We start from the raw sequence: 21,411 nt of genomic DNA, 5'->3' as shown, positions 1-21,411 counted from the left end.
TTAGTTGCTAAACCACGCAACTAACCATACACAAACACGTTGGCATTCATTGCGGAACTCACTCATATGTGATTAATTCTGCAACTAAACATCTGACTGACCAAATCAAAAACACTAAGACTTTTTGTTAAAATTGGTTAAAAAAGTTAAAACTATTTTAAAATAATTTCTTACACCAAAAAAGGCTTTTAATTAGCCTAAACATCAAATTATGAAAAAACAATTATTACTTTATTTCTTTGCGACTTTATGTACAAACCTATTTTCTCAAGAAATCATTGAAAACCCAAAGTATGGTTCTTATTATAAAAAGTATACAGAAATCACAAAAATTGAATTAACGGATAATGAAACTATTCTACATATAACAAGTAAAAACAAAGAAAAAAATTGGATAAAAGTCCCTAGAACTATTTATATATCTGATGAAAACAGTAACAAGAAAAAGTTTGTTATAAAAAGTGAAGGGATTTCTCTTGACACTAAAACAACTCTCAACAATCAAAACGAAATAAGTTATAAACTTTTCTTTCCTCCTCTAGATAAATCTTCAAATGTTATTGATTTAAAAATAGAAAAAGAAGCCAATGGAAGCTGGAAAGGCCAACCAAGAGGAAGTATAACATTAGCTTATCGTGTTGAGATTAGGCCAATAGAAAAGGTTGATTCTCAATTTTCAAATATGTCTTTAGACAATGGATTTATTAAAGCAAAACAAGAAAACAAAAATGTACTTTTATTTTTTACTGCTCCATGGTGCGGACCTTGTAATTGGATGAAAAAAATTATTCATACAGATGAAAGTGTTAGAACTATAATTAAAACTAATTATATTGCCTTAGAAATTAATAGAGATACTCAAAAAGGAACAAAATTAGCAAAACAGTATAATAATAGCGGAATTCCTTTTTACGTATTATTAACTCCAGAAAATAAAATAATAAAAACTCAAACTGGTTCTAGAAAAAAAGATGTTTTTGTTGAGTTTCTAACTCCAGAAGAAACCATTATTCCTAAAGAACTCGAAAAACCTAAAACAAAAACCAAAGAAATAGACCCTGGATTGGGATTACGCTTAGGAGCTGTAAAAAACAACATTGGTAATTCATCTTTAAATTCTAGAACAGGATTTACTGCTGATTTATTTTATTCTAAAGAAATTGACAATCGCTTTCTTTTTAGAACAGGAATAGGATTTAATTCTAAAGGCTATGAAGATTTTTCAATTAATTATTTAAGAATCCCTTTTGATTTTGGAGTTAAAGTTCTTAATGGCTCTTTAATTAATACACAAGGAGGTATAAGAGCAATGGTCTCTCCTTATTATGCATATAAATTAAATAAAGCTGATAAAGGATTAAGAAATGACGACTACGGAGTTAGGTTTGGTTTGTCACATTATATTGGGTCTCATAACGAATTAGAATTAGAACTCTATTATGAACATGGCATCCAAGATGTTTTTAAATACATAAATGGAAAACAAAACAATAGAGGCTTTGGAGTTAGTTTGTTACTATCTTTATAGAAAAGCTAGTAGAAGAATTGACCGTAAAGGCTGAACTGAATGCACTATTAAACCAGTTGTGGAATTAAAAACTGAAAAACAACGAAATGCCAACAACGCGTATAATTAATTGCTTTGGTCGTTGCTTATTTGGAAAATTACTTCGGAATTTTCTCGCGTTCGTTTTTGTTTACTAAATTAGTTGCTGAAACACGCAACTAACCATACACAAACACGTTGGCAGCAATGCGTGTGCGGCAAAGTCCAACTCTAAATTGGAACTTATACAAATCTAAATTTTGAGAATAAAATAAAATTGGAATTTCAAAACGTTGGAATGAAAATCACAACGCAGGAATTAAGCAGAACGGAAAATTACGGTTGAAAAAATAGCTACATCGCAATAAAAAAGCCTAGTTACTTTTTCGCGATTTTTTTTTTTTGACTTTTAAGTAAGTAAAATCAGAAAAAATGGAGTCGGAAATTTTAATTTCTTGCGGAACTAAATTGGAATAATTATCTAATTCATTAAACACGAGAACTGAAATTTGATAAGTTTCCTAGATATTAAAAATATAGCGCAGGATATACAAGCTGTGTGGAAAATGCGTGTCTGATTAGCAACAACGCAGGATTAAAAAAATAAGCACGGCTGCCAACACCGTGTATAATTAATTGCTTTGTTCTTCACTACTTGCGAATATTCCTGCGGAATATTCACAGGTTCGTAAATGTTTACTAAATTAGGTGCTTAACCACGCAACTAACCATACACAATCACGTTGGCATTAATTTGAAAAACGAACACAAAATTGAAATCTAACAACTTCATTAAACAAATCGTAGGAAAAACAGTTGATAAAATTTATCAAGTGGATTTAAATGAAAATAAAGATAATGACGTTTACCTTCCTTGGACTTTTTTCATAACGTTTTCCGAATTTGATATGTTTATGGAAATTGAAGGGGATTTCGATGGAGACCATATAAAAATAAATCTCAACCAACTTTCGGAACTTAAACAAAGACTCAAAAAGAACGACTTACGAAACGAACCTGATTTATGGCAAGTTTATGAAGTTAAAGAAAATGGAAATCTCGGAAAATTAATTAATAAACCAATCCTGAAATGTGAATACGGAATTGAAAAGGATGAGTTTACAATAAATGAGAATAAGATAAAAGGACAAAAGGAAGTCTTTACATATATCCGATTTTATTATGAGAAATCGTTTTTGACAATCTTTGAAGGTGGTTGCGGACTTTCTGTTTCGGATGACAAAAATATCAAGCTGAATTTTGAAGAAACATTTGACAAATATTTAGCGGAATAAAAAACTAATGCCAACACCGTGTATAATTAATTGCTTTTTTAGGCTTACTTGCGAAAATTCCTGCGGAATTTTCACGGGTTCGTAAAAGTTTGCTAACTTAGTTGCTAAACCACGCAACTAACCATACACAAACACGTTGGCAACAATATGAGAAACACCCTTTTACATATCATAATTCTTCTTTGTTTATGTAGTTGCAAAAACAAAAATAACCCGTTTGAAAAAACCAAGACAATTCAACAAATTGACTCAATCCAAACTAAAGATAAACCAATTTCAGAAAAATTATCTACCGAAACTGAATCTGACAGCTTGACAAATCTTCTCAAAATTGAAAAAAAATATGTGTCAGCACTCAACGGACTTACATATCGAGAAAAACCAGATATAAACTCAATCAAACTTGGAGCTTTCGATTTTGGAACGGAATTAACAATTCTTGAAAAAACAGGAATAGAATTTCAAATCAACGAGAATGGAGAAGAATTAAATGGTCAATGGGTTAAGGTTAAATCAAAAATAGATGTAGATGATAGAAATACCACTCATTTTGAGTTTAAATATTTTGGTTATGTTTTTAATGGATATTTGTCTGATTCACTAATTGTAAATAAAAATAAGAAGAAAATCAAATCCATTTCCGAACTTTGGGATAAAATTATTTGGTCAGAAAATGCGTCTTCAAATCTCAACATCAATTTTAATAAAATTTCTGTCAAACAATTCAAAGAATTTCAATCAAACTATAAAAGTCAAATAACTATTGATTCAGAGTTTAAAACTATATCAGGGAAGTATTTCATTCTAAATACATTGAATTCATCAATAAAAATACCTTGTGATTATAATAATGGGTTCGGATGTTATTATTATAAAGGTTATTTAGACAACCTAAATTTATACGGAATAGAAAGGATAGGCTCAGGTGTAGGATTATTAGCGTTATTAAATTCGAAAACTGACAAATTATATGGTATTTCATCTAACTTTGATGATAGTTATGAGATGCCCTTATTATCAAAAAGCAAGAATTTAATAGCTTTTTATGCATCAGATAGTTACGATATACAATCTGAAATTTCAATTTACACGATAGAAAACAATGAAATTAACTTTTCAAAAAAGTTATATTATTTCAACAATAAATGGAAAATAAAAGAATTAGTTTGGATAAGTGATAACTCATTTGCACTTAGAGTATATGACTTTATAAATGATTCAGGAAAACTAACAAATGAGAGGTATTTAAAAGCGACAATTGAATAAAATACTGTTGCCAACACCGTGTATAATTAATTGCTGTTTTCTTCTCTACTTGCGAATATTCCTGCGGAATATTCACGGGTTCGTAAAAGTTTGCTAACTTAGTTGCTAAACCACGCAACTAACCATACACAAACACGTTGGCATTCATTGACAGAACGCACTCAAATTGAAATATCTATGATTAAAAGAAATTTTTCCTCAATATTAGTTATCATAGCTATGATTTTAAATATCTTGAATTTTGGTTACTTAAATTTCAATATTGATTCATTTAGTTTTTGGTTATTTATAGGTTCTACACTTTTACTTATTGCAGCTTTAATAAAAATATTTATTACTGAAAATAAGGAAAAGAAAAAATCAATATCTGACTAAATAAAAAATAATTTTATGTCCGACTTTTAGCTAGTTTGCGGAATCGGAAACTGAACTGAAAAACAAAACCCGAATTGATTGCGGAATTTAGCAAGTTGCGGAATTGCTCACTCAATCGGAATTGAAAAAGTTTGTGGAATAAATCGCTAACCGAATTCACTCAAACGCTGGAAAAACTAAAAACGGAATTAAGCCGAATAAGAATAACTCGGAATAAAAACAACGAAATGCCAACACCGTGTATAATTAATTGCTTTATTCTTCTCTACTTGCGAATATTCCTGCGGAATATTCACGGGTTCGTAAATGTTTATTAACTTAGTTGCTTAACCACGCAACTAACCATACACAAACACGTTGTGGTGCATTTGAGAAACGAAATGAATAAAATAAAAAACATTTGGATTGGAACGGAAGAAAAAGGAACAATCCAAGCAGGAATTGCGGAATTAAATGATAATTCAGATGTAATTGTGACATTTGAAAATGGAGATAAATATGTTGCTACATTTTTCACCTATGAAAACATCAAATGGTTAAGGCAAAAGAATCAAGAAACTGGAGAATGTTTAAATGGAAAGTATTTTTTTGCAACCGACTTAATACTCATTGAGAAATTAAATCGTGAGGAGGTCTTAAAAGTTATAAATCATTTAATCGACCAAGACGAGTTTTTTACAGCTTTTGACAAGATTAATGAATAAACTAATGAAATCAGGTTTTATAAAAATAATTGAGTGCTTTAATATAACTGGAATTGGACTTCTGACTGAATTACAACATAATGAAAATGGAATTTCACCAGATACCGAAATTATTGACTTGAAAACGGAAACAAAATGGACTATAACGAAAAGAGTTCTCTCTGGAACACTTCTAATTGCTGATTCTGAAATTATGTTTGATTGTGAAACTAAATCTGAACACATAAGTCATTCTTTCAAAACTCAAAAAGACCGAGAAATTGCAGTAGAAAAAGAATTGGAAAGAAAAAAAATGGAATTTATTGGTATTTAATAAAACCAGTAGATAAAAAACAAAGTCTGAAACCTGAAATAGGAACTGAACTAAAAATAAAAACGACACCACAACACCGTGTATAATTAATTGCTTGGTCACTGCCGACTTACGAACATTCCTGCGGAATATTCTATCTGTGATTTATTTGCTAAATTAGTTGCTTAACCACGCAACTAACCATACACAAACACGTTACCACACATTTGACCAAAACCTATGACAAAGACAATATTAATAACTTTAATTACATTTTTTTCAATTCAAATCAATGCTCAAACAGTTGATGGAAAAATAGAAAAACTATTAGAATTAGATGGAACAATAAGTAACATTGAGAAAATAATAACTCAAACAATCGAATATCAAAAGAAAAGTAATTTCGGAATTTCAGACAATTACTGGGAAGCATTGGAAAAAAAAGTTACTGAAAAATCATTGACTGAACTTAAACTAATCGTTACACCAATTTATTCTAAAAATTACACAGAAATTGAGATTGATAATCTTATAACATTTTATAATTCAGAAACTGGTAGGTTGATTATCGAAAAACAACCTATCATAATGGAAGAATTAAATTTGCCATTAATGCAATGGTCACAAAATTTAGGTTCATATGTAATTGAGGAAATTGAAAATAAAGGTAAAAACGAATCAAGTTCTGATGAAAAAGAAAAATTCAAAACCGAATTTAAAGACAAATACGGTTTGCAAATACTTAATCTTACTGACCTTGCAATCGACAAAGAAAATAATATCGGAGACTTATTAGTTGATTTTGGAAAAACAGATGGCAAAAAAGACATAACCAAGATAATTCGAGTAAAAAATAATTCAAATAAGGAAATTGAATTTCAAGAACCAAAATTTTTGAGTAACGAAGTTATAAAATTTGATTTAGGAAATAAACCTCTTGGCATAGGAGAAATAAGAGATTTAAAAATAACTTTAATCGCTGAATTAGCAGAAAACAAAAGTTATTCAATGTCGAGTATTAATTACAATAATGGAAATAGTATCCAATTCGGAATTAAATACGATGCGCCTGCAAAGGAAATTAGTTTTGAGATTTCTACTAGAAAATTAAAGTTTAAAAAACTAAAGAAAGACTTTTCTAAACCTTACGTTTTCATCTTAAAAAATACAGGCAAAAAAGACTTTTACATTTCTGATATAGAATTAGATAAACAAATTGCTTACTTAAACTGGAACAAAGAAACTATTAAACCAAATGAGGAAACTGAAATTAGATTAGTTTTTTCAAAACATTTAATTGCAAAACAGAAAAATGCAGACTCGAATTTGAAATTGGAAGTCGATTTAACGAAAGGAGAAAAAGGCGGATTTTCTAGTTATGCTAACGAAACGATTGAATTAACAATTGAATAAAAAACGTGTGGTAACACCGTATATAATTTATTGCTGGTTCTAGCCTACTTACGAAAATCCTCGCGGATTTTCTATTCGGTTTTTATTTGCTAAATTAGGTGCTTAAAACACGCAACAAACCATATACAATCACGTTGGCAGCAATGCGTGTGCGGCAAAGTCCAACTCTAAATTGGAACTTATACAAATCTAAATTTTGAGAATAAAATAAAATTGGAATTTCAAAACGTTGGAATGAAAATCACAACGCAGGAATTAAGCAGAACGGAAAATTACGGTTGAAAAAATAGCTACATCGCAATAAAAAAGCCTAGTTACTTTTTCGCGATTTTTTTTTTTTGACTTTTAAGTAAGTAAAATCAGAAAAAATGGAGTCGGAAATTTTAATTTCTTGCGGAACTAAATTGGAATAATTATCTAATTCATTAAACACGAGAACTGAAATTTGATAAGTTTCCTAGATATTAAAAATATAGCGCAGGATATACAAGCTGTGTGGAAAATGCGTGTCTGATTAGCAACAACGCAGGATTAAAAAAATAAGCACGGCTGCCAACACCGTGTATAATTAATTGCTTTGTTCTTCACTACTTGCGAATATTCCTGCGGAATATTCACAGGTTCGTAAATGTTTACTAAATTAGGTGCTTAACCACGCAACTAACCATACACAATCACGTTGTGATTAATATTGCCGACTTTCGGTCATCCACCAAACATTGTAGCTTTCTTCGAGGTCTTTTAAGTTTCCAAAAATGATGTGATTTGAAAATCGACGTAGGAAGATTTTTAAAGCTCCAAACTGTTCGATTGAAATCGTTGAGAGCGCGCTCTCAGAACGTTTGAAAACGTTAAACAGTTTGTCTGAAGTTATTGAAAAAAAATGAGAAAGTCAAGTTTGTTATATTATTTAACACTAATAAATATCTGACTTATAGCCCCTTACATTGATGTTTTTTTCAACAACTCATCATTTTTAGAAATTTAAATAATAAGGATTCGAAGAAAGTTTTTATTTTAAAACAAGCCATATATCGGTATATAACCAATTTTAAAACAAAACAATGTCTGGTGGCTGAATATCCTATGTAGCGTCGTCCATACTACGTATTTTAAGCTTAAAGTAGATAACCAAATCTAAGCCTAGAATAAAGATCCTGGAAAGCTATAAACCAAAAGAAAATAAAATTACTAAACACAACAGCGCATATAAAAAATAGCTTAGTCATTGATTTAATTTTATTTTTTGTTTCTTTATAGAAGATATATAAACCCGAAAGGCAGCTGATAATGAAGACGCTACTTTTCATATACGTACACCGTTGTGCATAATTTACCAAAACCCTATAAAAATTGACTTTTAAGGAAATTTATAATCTGACAATTAAATATTATCCATCTGAAATTGATATTTCGGACGGAATAATGGTTGAGAAAGATAGTGGGAATTTTAAAACTTTATCGGACTCTTGGGATGACGCCGAAATAAAAACTGAAAATGAATCTGATTTTATAAAGTTAATGGTTTGGGCAATTTTTTGCGCTTATCACAAAAAAGCGATAGAAAACTTTATGAACGGAAAAAAGACTGTTTCTCTGACCGAATTGGATATGAAATATCTGAAATACAAGTTTGAAGAAAGCTTACTAAATAAGGAATCTGACTATTATGCCGAATCAAGACGACAATACAGAATTGAATAAAAAACTACAATAAATGAAAAAAATATTCATCTTGACTTTACTCTCATTTTTCGGTTGTAAAAACGACCCAATCTGTACTGTGAACGAAAATAACGCTGGAAAAGAAATTTATGACGTGGACGAGGCGACTTGTTTCATTGCATTAAAGCTAAATAAGAAAAAATCTGACTTGAATTTGATTCGTGACGCTCTGGTTGCGGAAATAAACTTTATGGATAAAATCGGACTGAACTCTGACAATCCGAATCCTGAAAGCGAAACTGAATCTAATGTCGAATTGGATATAAATCAAATGGTAGAATATGCTCTGAATGAGGAAAAAGTTGACCTGACAAAAGAGGAATTACAGGAAATCTATGATACAGAAATTGAGTATTTAATATTTATCGGAGTTGCGGGATAATAAAAAACTATGCACAACACCGTGTATAATTAATTGCTTGGTCACTGCCGACTTACGAACATTCCTGCGGAATATTCTATCTGTGATTTATTTGCTAAATTACGTACTTAACCACGCAACTAATCATACACAACAACGTTAGGCAACATTTAAACTCAACTTATTGGAAAATATTCAAATTAAAAACTATTTATTTAAAATAATCTCTGATAAGTATTTTGTCATAGATGAAAAACCTAACCTTTTAGATAATTTTAAACACCTAAATAAATTCAGGTATTACGAGGCTAAACTTTCAAGCTTTCCAAAATATTCCAAAAAGGAATCTACTCACGGATTAAAATTTGGGGCAAATAGAACTTATTGGATTATAATTTTATTTTGTTTGTTAATATCTGCAAAGTTATTCTATGATTTTCAAAATGGTTCCAATTGGAGGTTAAGCGGAATGATAATGATACTTGGTTTTTTTTTATTTGTTATAATGTTTTTTGGTTATAAACTCTTGGTTGAATACCCAATATTTGAGATAAAAAAAGACAAATTGGTTTATCGTAAAAAAGAGGAAATATTGTGGGACAACATCGTTGTAGTTGGAATAATAATAAATCGCTCTGGAAAACCGCCTTCTGAAAAAAGAATTGTGATTGGAACTAAACAAAGACAAATTAAGGAACTAAAAGTTTCAATGTTAGATTCAAATATTCAGAATATAGTAGATATAATATTAAAAAACGTTGCCTAACACCGTGTATAATTAATTGCTAGGTTCTTCCCTACTTGCGAATATTCCTGCGGAATATTCACGGGTTCGTAAAAGTTTACTAATTTAGTTGCTTAACCACGCAACTAACCATACACAAACACGTTGTACACAATTATGAAAAACAGAATCCTATTATACTTTTTAGTTTTAGTTTCTATATTTAGTTGTAAAAAAGATATAGCTGAATTTAAACCTACCAATCCTTTTGAAAATACTCTAGTCATAGAAAAACAGTTCTTTGATTTAGATACCCTAACCAACCAAATAATCACAGGAGAAAAAGGGACAAAAATATACTTCAATCGAGAAGATTTTGACATTAACGAAAATGATAAAGTAACTTTAGAATTAAAAGAATATTACAATCGATTAGAGCTGATTTCTGATAATTTAAATACAGTTACCAACAAAAATGAACTGTTAGAATCCAACGGTGTGATATATCTCAACCTAAAAGTTGGAGATAAAAAAATCAATTTAAAAAAAGATAAAAAATTAAGAATCGAATTTGCACAAAAATTCAGAAAAGGAGACAGAATTTATAACGGTGTTTTGGATTCATTAAATCAAATTACTTGGATTGATGATAAAGAGACATATATATCATTTCCTGTATTTGATTCTGTATCAACAAGACAATTTGGTGGAGTTGAGACTTATATGAATAAAATAATATCAATCGATTCTTTAGATTATTATTCTCAGTTAAATATTGATATGCTATCTGATGCAACAAGTGAACTTTATATTATAAACTGGTGGGATTACCCATCTATTTTGATTAGTAATTTAGGTTGGATAAATGTTGACAAAATTATAGAACCTGATGGAATTATCTCTTACGAACTAAACTTGAACCAATCCGAATTAGATAATGTATCTACATTTTTGATTTATCAAGATTTAAACTCTTTTATTTCGGATTATCGACAACCGAATAATTTAAAATTTACAGAAATACCAATAAAGAATAAAACATCTTTAGTCGTAATAGCTAAAAAAAGAACAGATATTTATGCAAACAGAATACTGTTGAATAAAAACACAATCGGCAACCTTGAAATCGAATTAAAAAAAACTGATTCTACTGAATTAGAAAAATTATTAAAAAAATAACTGTGTACAACACCGTGTATAATTAATTGCTAGGTTCTAGCCTACTTGCGAATATTCCTGCGGAATATTCACTGGTTCGTAAATGTTTATTAACTTAGGTGCTTAACCACGCAACTAACCATACACAAAACCGTTACCACACATTAAACAAAAATTACGTAAAAAAACAAACCTATGAAATACAATTTTTCTTTTCTATTATTTATTTTGATTACTAGAATTTTATCTGCTCAAACAATAGATGCAACTCTTATTGAAATAAATTATCACGAAGATAGCGACCCACAAACCTTTGTTGCTTTTCAAAATGGTTTTTACTTTACCGCTACAGATGGTTCATTTGAAAACTTCGGTAGAGAATTATGGTATTCAGATGGAACTTATGAAGGAACTTTAATGGTTAAGGATATAAAACAAGGTCAAAACTCATCGAGTCCAAGTTCTTTGGTTGTTGTCAACAATACGCTTTATTTTACAGCTGACGATGGAGTTTATGGTTCGGAATTATGGAAAAGTGACGGAACTGAAAATGGTACAGTCATGGTTAAAGATATTCGCACCAATAATAACAGTTCTTACAATGGTCCTATAAATTTGATAGATTTTAACGGAACACTATTCTTTACTGCTACCAATGATGTTGATGGCTATGAATTATGGAAAAGTGATGGAACAGAAGCTGGGACACTTATGATAAAAGACATTAATTCAAACGGAAATGGAAGTCCAAATAACTTATTCGTTTTTAATAACATTATCTATTTTACAGCTAATGATGGGGTAAATGGAACTGAACTATGGAAAAGTGATGGAACAGAAGCCGGAACAGCAATGGTAAAAGACATTAATGCAAATTATTCTGGATTAAGTAGTGGAAATCAATTTTTATCCTTGAATAACTTCTTTTATTTTTTTGCTGACAATGGAACTAATGGCTATGAATTATGGAAAAGTGACGGAACTGAATCTGGAACAACTATTGTGAAAGATATAAGGATAGGTTCTAACTCAAGTGCTAATTCATTGAAAGGGAGCACACTCAATAATATAATTATTTTTGAAGCTAATGATGGAATAAACGGAACTGAACTATGGAAAAGCGATGGAACCGAAACAGGCACATCAATGGTAAAGAACATAAACAATACAAATTTTAATAGTATATCATATAATAGCCAATATATATCATTCAATAATGAAGTGTACTTCCTAGCAGATGACAATATTCATGGAACTGAAATATGGAAATCAGATGGAACAGAAACTGGTACATCTTTACTTAAAGATATTAATGATGGAAATTCATCTGTATGGATTGAAAAATTCCATTTAGACTATGTAAATAACAAGCTTCTATTTTTCACAACTAGCACTAATTCATCTGACAGAACACTATGGGTTAGTGACGGTTCATCAAATGGTACGTTTGAGTTATCAGATATTACAGATAGTAACATTTCTGGTTTAGAAGAAAGTTTTGTTACCGTTAATAATGCTACAGTTTTGACTGGAAAGAATGAAACAAACGGCAATGAGTTATGGGTTACAGACGGAACAATTACTGGAACTTCCTTTTTTGCTGATTTGAATTATTCAAATAGTAGTAATTCGAGTAAATTTACAAACGTAGGTGGTGACTTGTTCTTCAGAGCAAGAGGAACAGAATATGGTAACCAATTATTTAAAAGTGATGGAACAGAAAGCGGAACGCAAATCGTTAAAGATATAAATCCAGGATATAATTGTATTGATGACCCTTCAGAAATGAAAGAAATAAATGGTATCTTATATTTTAGTGCAATTGATGGGACACATGGCTATGAACTTTGGAGAAGTGATGGAACAGATAGTGGGACTTTTATGGTAAAAGACATCAGAACTGGTAATCAAAGTAGTATGCAAAACTATAATGACCAACAGAAATTTACAGTTTTAAACGATATTCTTTACTTCAATGCTAACGATGGAATTAATGGCTTTGAATTATGGAGAAGCGATGGTACTGAAAGTGGAACTTACATGATAAAAGATATAAACATTGGGAACTCAAATAATAATAGTTATCCAAGAGAATTTGTTTTACTGAACAATATTATATATTTCATCGCTCATGATAATACTGGGACAGCTTTATGGACAACAGATGGTACAGAGTCTGGAACAAACAAAATAATTAATTTAAACGATATGAGAGTCTTGAAGACTGTCAATAATAAACTAATCATTGTTGCCGAGACCTCTGGAACTACATACGGCCCGCATGATATATGGGTTTCGGATGGAACAAATTCAGGTACAAGCCATTTGCAGTCTTTTGGTGATAATCTGTATAGTGATATCAGAATAACTGAAATTTTCAATAACGAATTGTATTTTGTTGCAAAAAATCCAAATACAGCAAAAAAAGCACTATACAAAACTGATGGAACATTATCAGGCACAGTTTTAGTATTTGATGGAAGTTTATTTTCAACATTCCCTACGATTGATATTAAAAATTTATCTGTATGTGGAGATTACTTATACTTTGGCGTTAAGGATGATTATGGATTTGGTGCAGACAAAGAATTGTGGAGGACTAATGGAATTAATACTGAAAAAATAGCTGAATCAGATACTGATAGTTTTTTATCTATTAGAAATTTAACTTGCTATAATAATAATCTTCTCTACTTAGCTGAATCATTTCCTCATAAAATTTGGATTACTAATGATAATCTAAATGAAGCATTACAATTAGATTTAAACATCCTAAATGGACCAAACTTTGAGAATTATAATTCAATAGAAGAAATGGGAGCAACTGATAATAAACTATATTTTAGAGCTAGAAATGATATTAGCGGTAATGAGCTTTATGTAACAGATATTGATGCCTCAACTTTAAGCATCAATGATTATGAAATTACTGAAAATGGGAGTTTTAAAATAGTTAGACTATACCCTAATCCAACCAAAAATCTTGTTACAATTGAGTCAATTACAAATTCAAATATTGAAAAATTTGAAATTTGGGATTTATCAGGAAAAAGAATTCATAAAGAATCGAATAAAAACTTAGCTAGTATCGTTTATGACACTAACAAATTAAGTGGAGGAATGTATTTTGTGAAAGTTTTTTTAACAGACAATAAAATTGAGACCTTAAAATTAATTGTAAATCATTAACTGTAATAAAAAATAACGTGTGGTAACACCGTGTATAATTAATTGCTTTGGCAAGTGCTTATTTGGAAAATTCCTTCGGAATTTTCTCGCGTTCGTTTTTGTTTACTAAATTAGTTGCTGAAACACGCAACTAACCATACACAAAACCGTTATATGCAAGCCTATGAAAAACATCCTACTTACATTTTTAATTCTAACAGTATTTAGCTGTCAAGAAAAAAAGAAAGAAATTAGTTCTAAAATTACAATTACAAAAGAAAAGAAAATTGAGAAAAAGAATGAAGTTGTAATTAGCGTAAATGATACTATAAGTTCATTCTTCATAAACCTTTTCGTGGATGAAATGCAGGACAAACCTGATATGTTATATCTCGGACAGAAAGACAATAAAACATCCGTAACAATACCAACGCAAAATACTATCAAAATAATTGGTGGAGACCCGTTTATTTCATTTTTCTATGAATTGCAACTTGAAAAAGGAGATAGCCTTTTAATCGATGTGACGAAAGTTAATATTAACAAATCAAAACAAATTGAATACCCAACTTTCATAATATTGAATAGTACTAAAACCTGGAGCGAAAACAACTTCGATTATCTTTTATACAATTACAATTTAAAAAGCAAAGCAATAGTAATCGATGAAAATAAATTTCAAAATAACAAGTATGATTCAGAAAAAATATACAAAAACTCAATTGTATTATTGGATAGCCTAAAATCCAATAACAGCGTTTCAAATAATTTTTATTCAACAACTAAAGTTAATCAGAAAATAAAGTTTGCCACTTCCAAAATAAGAAAAGCTAAAAATCAAAATCTAGAATTAGAAATTGAGAGTTTAGGTGTAAAACTTAATGAAGAAGAATTACTTGACAATAAAGAATATGTAAGTTTCTTGAGAGCATTGATTTTATACAAATATTTTAAAGAAGATAATCGAGTTAAGAATTCTGTTTTGTTCGACTTTGTCAATGAACAAAAAACATTTTTGAATGAAACTACAAAAGAGGTTTTATTGGACTCATATCTTAAAAGTATTTTCTTCGGTGAAAAACCAACATTTAACAAGTATCTGACAAAGTTTCAATCCAGTAGTAATAATGATAAATTAAAAAACAAATGGAGTTCTGTTGTTGACAAAGAAAAGGCGAACTCAAAAAAACTAAACGCAACTAATAGAACTGTCGGAATTTTGACTAATCTTATTAATGACAATGAATTAACCTTTGAGCAAGTACTTTCGAAGCATAAAGGAAAAATTGTTCTTGTCGATTTTTGGGCAAGTTGGTGTGCACCTTGCCGAAAAGAAATGCCATTTTTAAAAGATTTGAAATCAAAGTTCAATGAAACAGAACTTGAAATTATTGAAATTTCAATTGACAAAGACTATTCAGCTTGGGTAAGAGCATCAAAATTAGAGAATCTTTCAAATGAAATAGATAATTATATCATAACAAATTGGGAAAAATCTAGTCTTTATAAAAATTATAGCATCAAAACTATTCCTAGATATTTACTTTTTGGAAAGGATGGCAAAATAATAGATGAAAACGCACCAAGACCAAGTGAAAACGAACTTGTTGAATTGATAAAGGCCAGCATATAACACCGTGTATAATTAATTGCTTTTTAAGTGCTTACTTGCGAAAATTCCTGCGGAATTTTCACGGGTTCGTAAAAGTTTACTAAATTAGTTGCTTAACCACGCAACTAACCATACACAACAACGTTGGCAGTAATGCCGTGACCAACCTTAGTAAACGAAATGACAATGAAAAGACTTGACACAAAATCAAAAGCTGATATAAGATTCTTTACATTTTATCTATTAAACGGAACACTTGATTTTGATTTACTTAACAACAAGCTAAAAACAAACCATATTTCCTTTTTCAATGAAAACCCGAATTTACTCTTTGAATCATTTTGTGTTTTTGCAAACCACAAACAGAGAAATTCTGACTCAAATAGAATAAATAAAAGAGTTGCAGAATATATATGTAAATCTATTGAACCAGACAACTTTCAAATTTTTAACAACTTTGAAAAATGGGAATTGAATTTTGACTTTGATGGAAATGACTTTGCTAACTCGTTAAAAGATTTCGCTAATAGACTTTCATTCGACAAAATAGACAAACTAAGATTATCTGGAAATATGATAAAAGATTGTATAACCTATGGAGCAACTTTTTGGGAAACAGTATTTGTCATATGGGCTAACAATTTAGAATTTATAAACGAAAAAATTGTAAATCAAGAATATGCAATAAAAAGAGCCGTTCAATGGTATATAGACAACGAAAAAGTAGAAGATTGGGAATTAGAATTGGAAATGTAAGCAAAACACTACTGCCAACACCGTGTATAATTAATTGCTAGGTTCTTCCCTACTTGCGAATATTCCTGCGGAATATTCACGGGTTCGTAAATGTTTACTAACTTAGTTGCTTAACCACGCAACTAACCATACACAACAACGTTGTAACACATTTGACCAAATTAACAAAATGAAGAAATACAAATTAAACATTCTGACTTTTTTACTTTTAGTACCAATTTTTGCGATTGGACAAATACCGAAAGGACATTTTTTAGATGCCGACAGAACTGCTGAAAGAGGATATAAGGCAAAACCGTTTAAACAAGAGAAAGAAGGAATTTATCATTATGCTGTTTTGACAGAACTACCATTTGAAAATGATTGCGATTCTGGACTTTCAGAAAAAGAACAAATCGCTTGTTCTGAAAAGAATTTGAGAAATTTTATTTACCCTAAACTTACTTCAGAAATTAAATTTGAAGGAAATGTTTATGTTTATTTGACAGTCACAGAAGATTCAAAAGTTACAGATGTAACTGTAAGTTCATACCCAAATTCGGAATCGACAAAAAATCTCATAAAAGAAGCTCTTAATTCAATCGAATTTAGACCAGGAAAGTTTGAAAACGAAATTGTTAAATCAAGACTTTGGACTTCATTCACATTTCCTTCTTCTTCAAACGAGCTTTTTTCTGTGTCTTTAGCAAAAATGCAAGAAGATAAAAATCCTGAATATGAGAACTATGAAAATCTGATTTTTGATGCAAGTCAATATATTTTTTCGAACCCTGTTTATCCTAATGGAACTGAATTTAGAGCTGCTGCGCAAATCGTTGGATTTTGGATGAATAAAGATATTGGAATGGGAATCCCAACTTTTGGTGATTTTTTCACTTCTCTTACCAACAAAGACAAACAACAGTTTCTTTATTCTGTTGCAATGATAAATTACGGATTAGGCCAAAAGATAAATCATAACCGAATTTTAGAATGTAAACCAAAAGACGGCAAAAAGTATAGCGAACAAGAAGATGTTAAAGAAGTACAACTTGGCGGAGCAAAAATTTTATTAGAATTTATAGGAGATGAGAAGAATAACGTTCCGATGACTTCAAAGACAAAAAAGTTTTACAAAGCCTACGAAAAGGGAAAACTTGAAGAAAAATTATTTAAATAAAAACGTGTTACAACAACGTGTATAATTAATTGCTTTGGCAAGTGCCTATTTGGAAAATTCCTTCGGAATTTTCTCGCGTTCGTTTTAGTTTACTAATTTAGTTGCTGAAACACGCAACGAAATCATACACAAACACGTTGTGACACATTTGGCCAAAATAACGCAAATGGAAGAAATAATAATACGTTTAAGCAAAACAAAATTAGTGTTAATGCTAATTTTGTGTTTAGCATTTATTTTTGGTGGATTTTATATGGTTATAGATTCTAATAAATCCATTGATAATCGATATTCAGAAGATTACCTGGTATTTATTGGATTATTAGCTATTTTATTCTGTGGACTAGGTGTCTTCTTTATTGCGAAAAAAATTTTTAGTGGAAAAGCAGGTTTGACTATAAATGATAAGGGAATTATTGACAATTCAAACGCAACAAGTATTGGATTAATAGAATGGGATGATATTTCAGGAGTTGAAACTATTCAGGTCAGCGTTCCTGTTTATGAATACTTTTTCACTGTTTCATCACCTAAAATGTTAATTATAAAAACAAGCAAACCTGAAAAATATATTGAGCGTTCAAAAAATATAATTTCAAAAGAAGCTATGAAAACAAATAACAGAATGTATGGAACACCTTTAACTATAACATCACATACTCTGAAAATAAAATCATCGAAATTGGAAAAAATTATTACCGAACAACTAAACAAACGAAAAATTAAAAACGTGTTACAACACCGTGTATAATTAATTGCTAGATTCTTGCCTACTTGCGAAAATTCCTGCGGAATTTTCACGGGTTCGTAAAAGTTTACTAATTTAGTTGCTTAACCACGCAACTAACCATACACAAACACGTTGTGCAACATTTGAACAAAGCCTATGAAAAATAAATTTATTCGAATTTTAATTATCATAAACGGAATTTTAATACCGATATTCATTCTTTACATTTTCGGATTATTAGTGATTGAAAAGTATGAGCAACGTCAAAATCAAATAATTGACGATTCGTTCTTTGAGTCAGAAAAACCAAGTGAAATACCTTTCGAAATTAAATATTCCTCACCAATCAAATTACCCAATTCTGATTTTTATTACATCGCAATTGAAAAGGAATTTGAAGACGATTATGGATATCTTGATATAAACATCGAAGATTCAGAAAATATGGTAAGAATGAATACTATGAATATTATCTTTTTGGATAAAAATTTCCAGAATTCGGGAAAACTCTTGCCCGAAAATGCATCTATAAAAAGTATGTTCATTCCTAACCGAAAAACTGAAGATTCTAAAATACTAAAAGGAATAACTCATATATCTTATTTCATAGCTAATTCGGATACAAATGACGACGGAATAATTGACCGATTCGACCAACATTATGTTTATTTATCGGACTTAAATGGACAGAACCTTAATAAGGTCATAGATAAAAAAGTAAAAAATTATCAATGGATAAATAACAACAAAGAATTGCTTTTGACTTTTGATAATCCAGAGGAACCGAATAAACTTGAATACGGAATTTACAATATAGATTCTAAAGAAATTAGAGAAACAAAAAACATCAACCCAACGGAATAAAAAACGTTGCACAACAACGTGTATAATTAATTGCTTTGGTCGTTGCTTATTTGGAAAATTCCTTCGGAATTTTCTCGCGTTCGTTTTTGTTTACTAAATTAGTTGCTTAAACACGCAACTAACCATACACAAACACGTTGTAATGCATTATGAACAAGCTTTTCCGAATTAAAAAATTTATCAAATAATAAACTAAATTTAGTAAAAAAATTAAATTAATTCTTATGAAAATAATTTTATTATTCTCTATTCTTTCATTTTCAATTTTATCACTACAAAGTCAAAATTCACTTTTTGAATTTCAAAATGATAATAGCATTGATAAATATTTAGAAAAAAACAAATTAAGCTGTGATAAAAGTGAATTATTCATTTTTAAGAATTTTGACAGTTTTATTACTTATAATAATAACGGTTATTTAGTCGGACCAATAGTACACGTTTTTAATTCAGATGGAATTTATCTTGAAAACTTCAAGCTTTCAGAAGTTATTGACAAACTTTCCAATTTTAAAAATATTAGAAAAAAACCTAAAAAAAAGGCTATCAATATTGATAGTTGGATAAATAAAATTATTAATTACAAGACACTAAAACCTTTATTAAAACAAGATAATAAAGACTATTATTTTGTTTTAAATTGGGCTATATTTTTTAATAAAGATATAAATAATGAAGCACTTTTCAAGTGGTATGAGGTATTAAAACGACAAAAATTAAATGGAAAAGATATTCAGGTTATATTAATAAATATGGATCTTCAAGATTCTTGGGATTTATCTGAAGAAAAAAAAGAATCAATTCTTAAACAAGCTAATAAATGATAATCAAAAAACTCTATTTATTATTTATTTTCATATCGAGCGTTTTATTTTCTCAAGAATATATTTCTGTAGACAAAACAGACAATAATAGAGAACATATAAAATTAGTCAATATGAATATTAACGAATTAAAAGACAGTATATTCAATTCATCGAAAAATATTAAAGTTATTTATTTTTTCAATAATTATTGTTCTCAATCTTTAAAATTCACCCCATATTTAAATGAAATTTATTTAAAAAATAAAGATAAATTCGATCTATTTGTGATTTCAAGAAAAAAGCCAAAAAAAATAGAACAACTTTATAATTATTTGTTCTATGAAGGTTATTATTTTCCAGTTTTCAATGTAAGTAAAGAGTCCTTTAAATCTATAGCTAACGTATTATGCGCTGACTGCAATCAAAAGATTATGGGATATTCTGATTTTTTTATTTTGGATAATAATAACATTTTACTTTCCCAAAGTAATTATGACTTGTCGACTACTGAAAAGATAAAAGTTTTGAAAAATTACTTAAATTAAACTTTTGGAATAAAAATAACGCATTACAACACCGTATATAATTTATTGCTAGTTATAGCCTACTTACGAAAACCCTCGCGGATTTTCTATTCGGTTTTTATTTGCTAAATTAGGTGCTGAAACACGCAACAAACCATATACAAACACGTTATGCACAAGTTAGTGCGTATCTCAAAAATTGTGGGCTATCATAAGGACAAATCATTTTTAGTGATTTAAAAATTAAAATCTGAATAGTGAAAAATAAATCTAAATTTTACTCAAACGGAATGATAAATATTGTGAAAGATTCCGTTAAGTTTGGAATTTTCTCAAAGCATAACGGAAATTATAAACGAATAAAATTTATCCTTTTAATTTTTATTCCCGTTATTCTTTATTATTGCTCAAAAAAATCTAGTATTGAAGATAAGATTACGGGAAACTGGATGATAGAAAATATGGAATATTTAGATACTGATTATAAAGATTCGTTAAATTATAATATGTTTTTCTTTAAAAAGGATTCTAGAGGAAAAGTAGTAAAAGTTCCTGAAATTTCTCATTACGAAAAAGAACTTTCTACTTGGGAGATAATAAAAAAAGACGATTCATATTTTATTAAAATCAATTCAAATAATAAGATATTGAACAGATATCTAAAAATTTCTTTCATCAAAAACAGCGAAAAAAAATTGCTAGGAGCTAAATTCACATCTGACAGTTTAGTTATTGAAGCTTATAAATTTAGTAAGGATTATTTATTAGATGGAATTAATTGGTAAATATGAAAATAAAACCAGTGCATAACACCGTGTATAATTAATTACTTGGTTCTAGCCTACTTGCGAATATTCCTGCGGAATATTCACGGGTTCGTAAATGTTTATTAACTTAGTTGCTTAACCACGCAACTAACCATACACAAACACG

Annotated in this window: 19 protein-coding genes; all 19 read left to right on the top strand. The window is 29.4% G+C overall.

The genetic code is table 11. The annotated features are described in order from the left end of the window. The first annotated feature begins 211 nt into the window (after positions 1-211). The 19 genes from H0I32_RS16110 to H0I32_RS16020 all read left to right on the top strand — a co-directional run bounded on the left by H0I32_RS16110 (position 212) and on the right by H0I32_RS16020 (position 21,263). Positions 212-1,528 (top strand): thioredoxin family protein, encoded by a 1,317-nt coding sequence (locus H0I32_RS16110; protein ID WP_179314847.1) that lies wholly within the window; start codon positions 212-214, stop codon positions 1,526-1,528. A gap of 791 nt (positions 1,529-2,319) precedes the next feature. Beyond that, entirely contained in the window at positions 2,320-2,841 is a 522-nt protein-coding gene (locus H0I32_RS16105; RefSeq protein WP_179314906.1) for a hypothetical protein, read from the top strand. Between the two features lie 147 nt (positions 2,842-2,988). Continuing rightward, the gene (locus H0I32_RS16100; protein ID WP_179314905.1) at positions 2,989-4,107 is read left to right on the top strand and encodes an SH3 domain-containing protein; all 1,119 of its coding nucleotides are present in this window, start codon (positions 2,989-2,991) and stop codon (positions 4,105-4,107) included. A gap of 755 nt (positions 4,108-4,862) precedes the next feature. Beyond that, a complete protein-coding gene (locus H0I32_RS16095) occupies positions 4,863-5,186 on the top strand; it encodes a hypothetical protein (RefSeq protein WP_179314900.1) in 324 nt (107 codons plus the stop codon). Next, entirely contained in the window at positions 5,179-5,499 is a 321-nt protein-coding gene (locus H0I32_RS16090) for a hypothetical protein (protein ID WP_179314901.1), read from the top strand. Before H0I32_RS16095 ends, H0I32_RS16090 begins: the two co-directional genes overlap by 8 nt. 219 nt (positions 5,500-5,718) lie before the next feature. Further along, positions 5,719-6,891: a DUF2059 domain-containing protein gene (locus tag H0I32_RS16085; protein ID WP_179314902.1), complete on the top strand. Its 1,173-nt coding sequence runs from the start codon at positions 5,719-5,721 to the stop codon at positions 6,889-6,891. A 1,353-nt stretch (positions 6,892-8,244) separates the two neighbouring features. Beyond that, entirely contained in the window at positions 8,245-8,595 is a 351-nt protein-coding gene (locus H0I32_RS16080; RefSeq protein ID WP_179314809.1) for a hypothetical protein, read from the top strand. Between the two features lie 13 nt (positions 8,596-8,608). After that, complete coding sequence (locus tag H0I32_RS16075) at positions 8,609-8,998, top strand: hypothetical protein (RefSeq protein ID WP_179314810.1); 390 nt, start codon at positions 8,609-8,611, stop codon at positions 8,996-8,998. 163 nt (positions 8,999-9,161) lie between these two features. Continuing rightward, the gene (locus tag H0I32_RS16070; RefSeq protein ID WP_179314811.1) at positions 9,162-9,743 is read left to right on the top strand and encodes a hypothetical protein; all 582 of its coding nucleotides are present in this window, start codon (positions 9,162-9,164) and stop codon (positions 9,741-9,743) included. Positions 9,744-9,878: 135 nt separating this feature from the next. Then, a complete protein-coding gene (locus H0I32_RS16065; RefSeq protein ID WP_179314812.1) occupies positions 9,879-10,880 on the top strand; it encodes a hypothetical protein in 1,002 nt (333 codons plus the stop codon). Positions 10,881-11,054: 174 nt separating this feature from the next. After that, the gene (locus tag H0I32_RS16060; RefSeq protein WP_179314813.1) at positions 11,055-14,048 is read left to right on the top strand and encodes an ELWxxDGT repeat protein; all 2,994 of its coding nucleotides are present in this window, start codon (positions 11,055-11,057) and stop codon (positions 14,046-14,048) included. A 163-nt stretch (positions 14,049-14,211) separates the two neighbouring features. Further along, complete coding sequence (locus H0I32_RS16055; protein WP_179314814.1) at positions 14,212-15,660, top strand: TlpA family protein disulfide reductase; 1,449 nt, start codon at positions 14,212-14,214, stop codon at positions 15,658-15,660. 165 nt (positions 15,661-15,825) lie between these two features. Continuing rightward, a complete protein-coding gene (locus H0I32_RS16050) occupies positions 15,826-16,395 on the top strand; it encodes a hypothetical protein (protein ID WP_179314931.1) in 570 nt (189 codons plus the stop codon). A 169-nt stretch (positions 16,396-16,564) separates the two neighbouring features. Continuing rightward, on the top strand, positions 16,565-17,554 hold the full coding sequence (locus H0I32_RS16045) for a hypothetical protein (RefSeq protein WP_179314755.1): 990 nt from the start codon (positions 16,565-16,567) through the stop codon (positions 17,552-17,554). Positions 17,555-17,720: 166 nt separating this feature from the next. Continuing rightward, a complete protein-coding gene (locus H0I32_RS16040; RefSeq protein ID WP_179314754.1) occupies positions 17,721-18,305 on the top strand; it encodes an STM3941 family protein in 585 nt (194 codons plus the stop codon). 135 nt (positions 18,306-18,440) lie between these two features. Then, a complete protein-coding gene (locus H0I32_RS16035) occupies positions 18,441-19,148 on the top strand; it encodes a hypothetical protein (protein WP_179314753.1) in 708 nt (235 codons plus the stop codon). Positions 19,149-19,372: 224 nt separating this feature from the next. Further along, positions 19,373-19,972 carry a hypothetical protein gene (locus H0I32_RS16030; protein WP_179314752.1) on the top strand — a complete coding sequence of 200 codons (600 nt, stop codon included), beginning with the start codon at positions 19,373-19,375 and terminating at the stop codon, positions 19,970-19,972. Between the two features lie 113 nt (positions 19,973-20,085). Then, complete coding sequence (locus H0I32_RS16025) at positions 20,086-20,499, top strand: hypothetical protein (RefSeq protein WP_218747093.1); 414 nt, start codon at positions 20,086-20,088, stop codon at positions 20,497-20,499. A 269-nt stretch (positions 20,500-20,768) separates the two neighbouring features. Beyond that, positions 20,769-21,263, top strand: coding sequence for a hypothetical protein (locus H0I32_RS16020; protein ID WP_218747092.1), 495 nt, complete (start codon positions 20,769-20,771; stop codon positions 21,261-21,263). Positions 21,264-21,411: the final 148 nt, after the last annotated feature.

It is taken from the genome of Winogradskyella sp. HaHa_3_26, assembly GCF_019278425.1.
GTDB classification, from domain to species: Bacteria; Bacteroidota; Bacteroidia; order Flavobacteriales; family Flavobacteriaceae; genus Winogradskyella; species Winogradskyella undariae.
The sequence above is the reverse complement of the archived record's forward strand: the minus strand, read 5'-3'. Positions and strand labels throughout refer to the sequence as shown.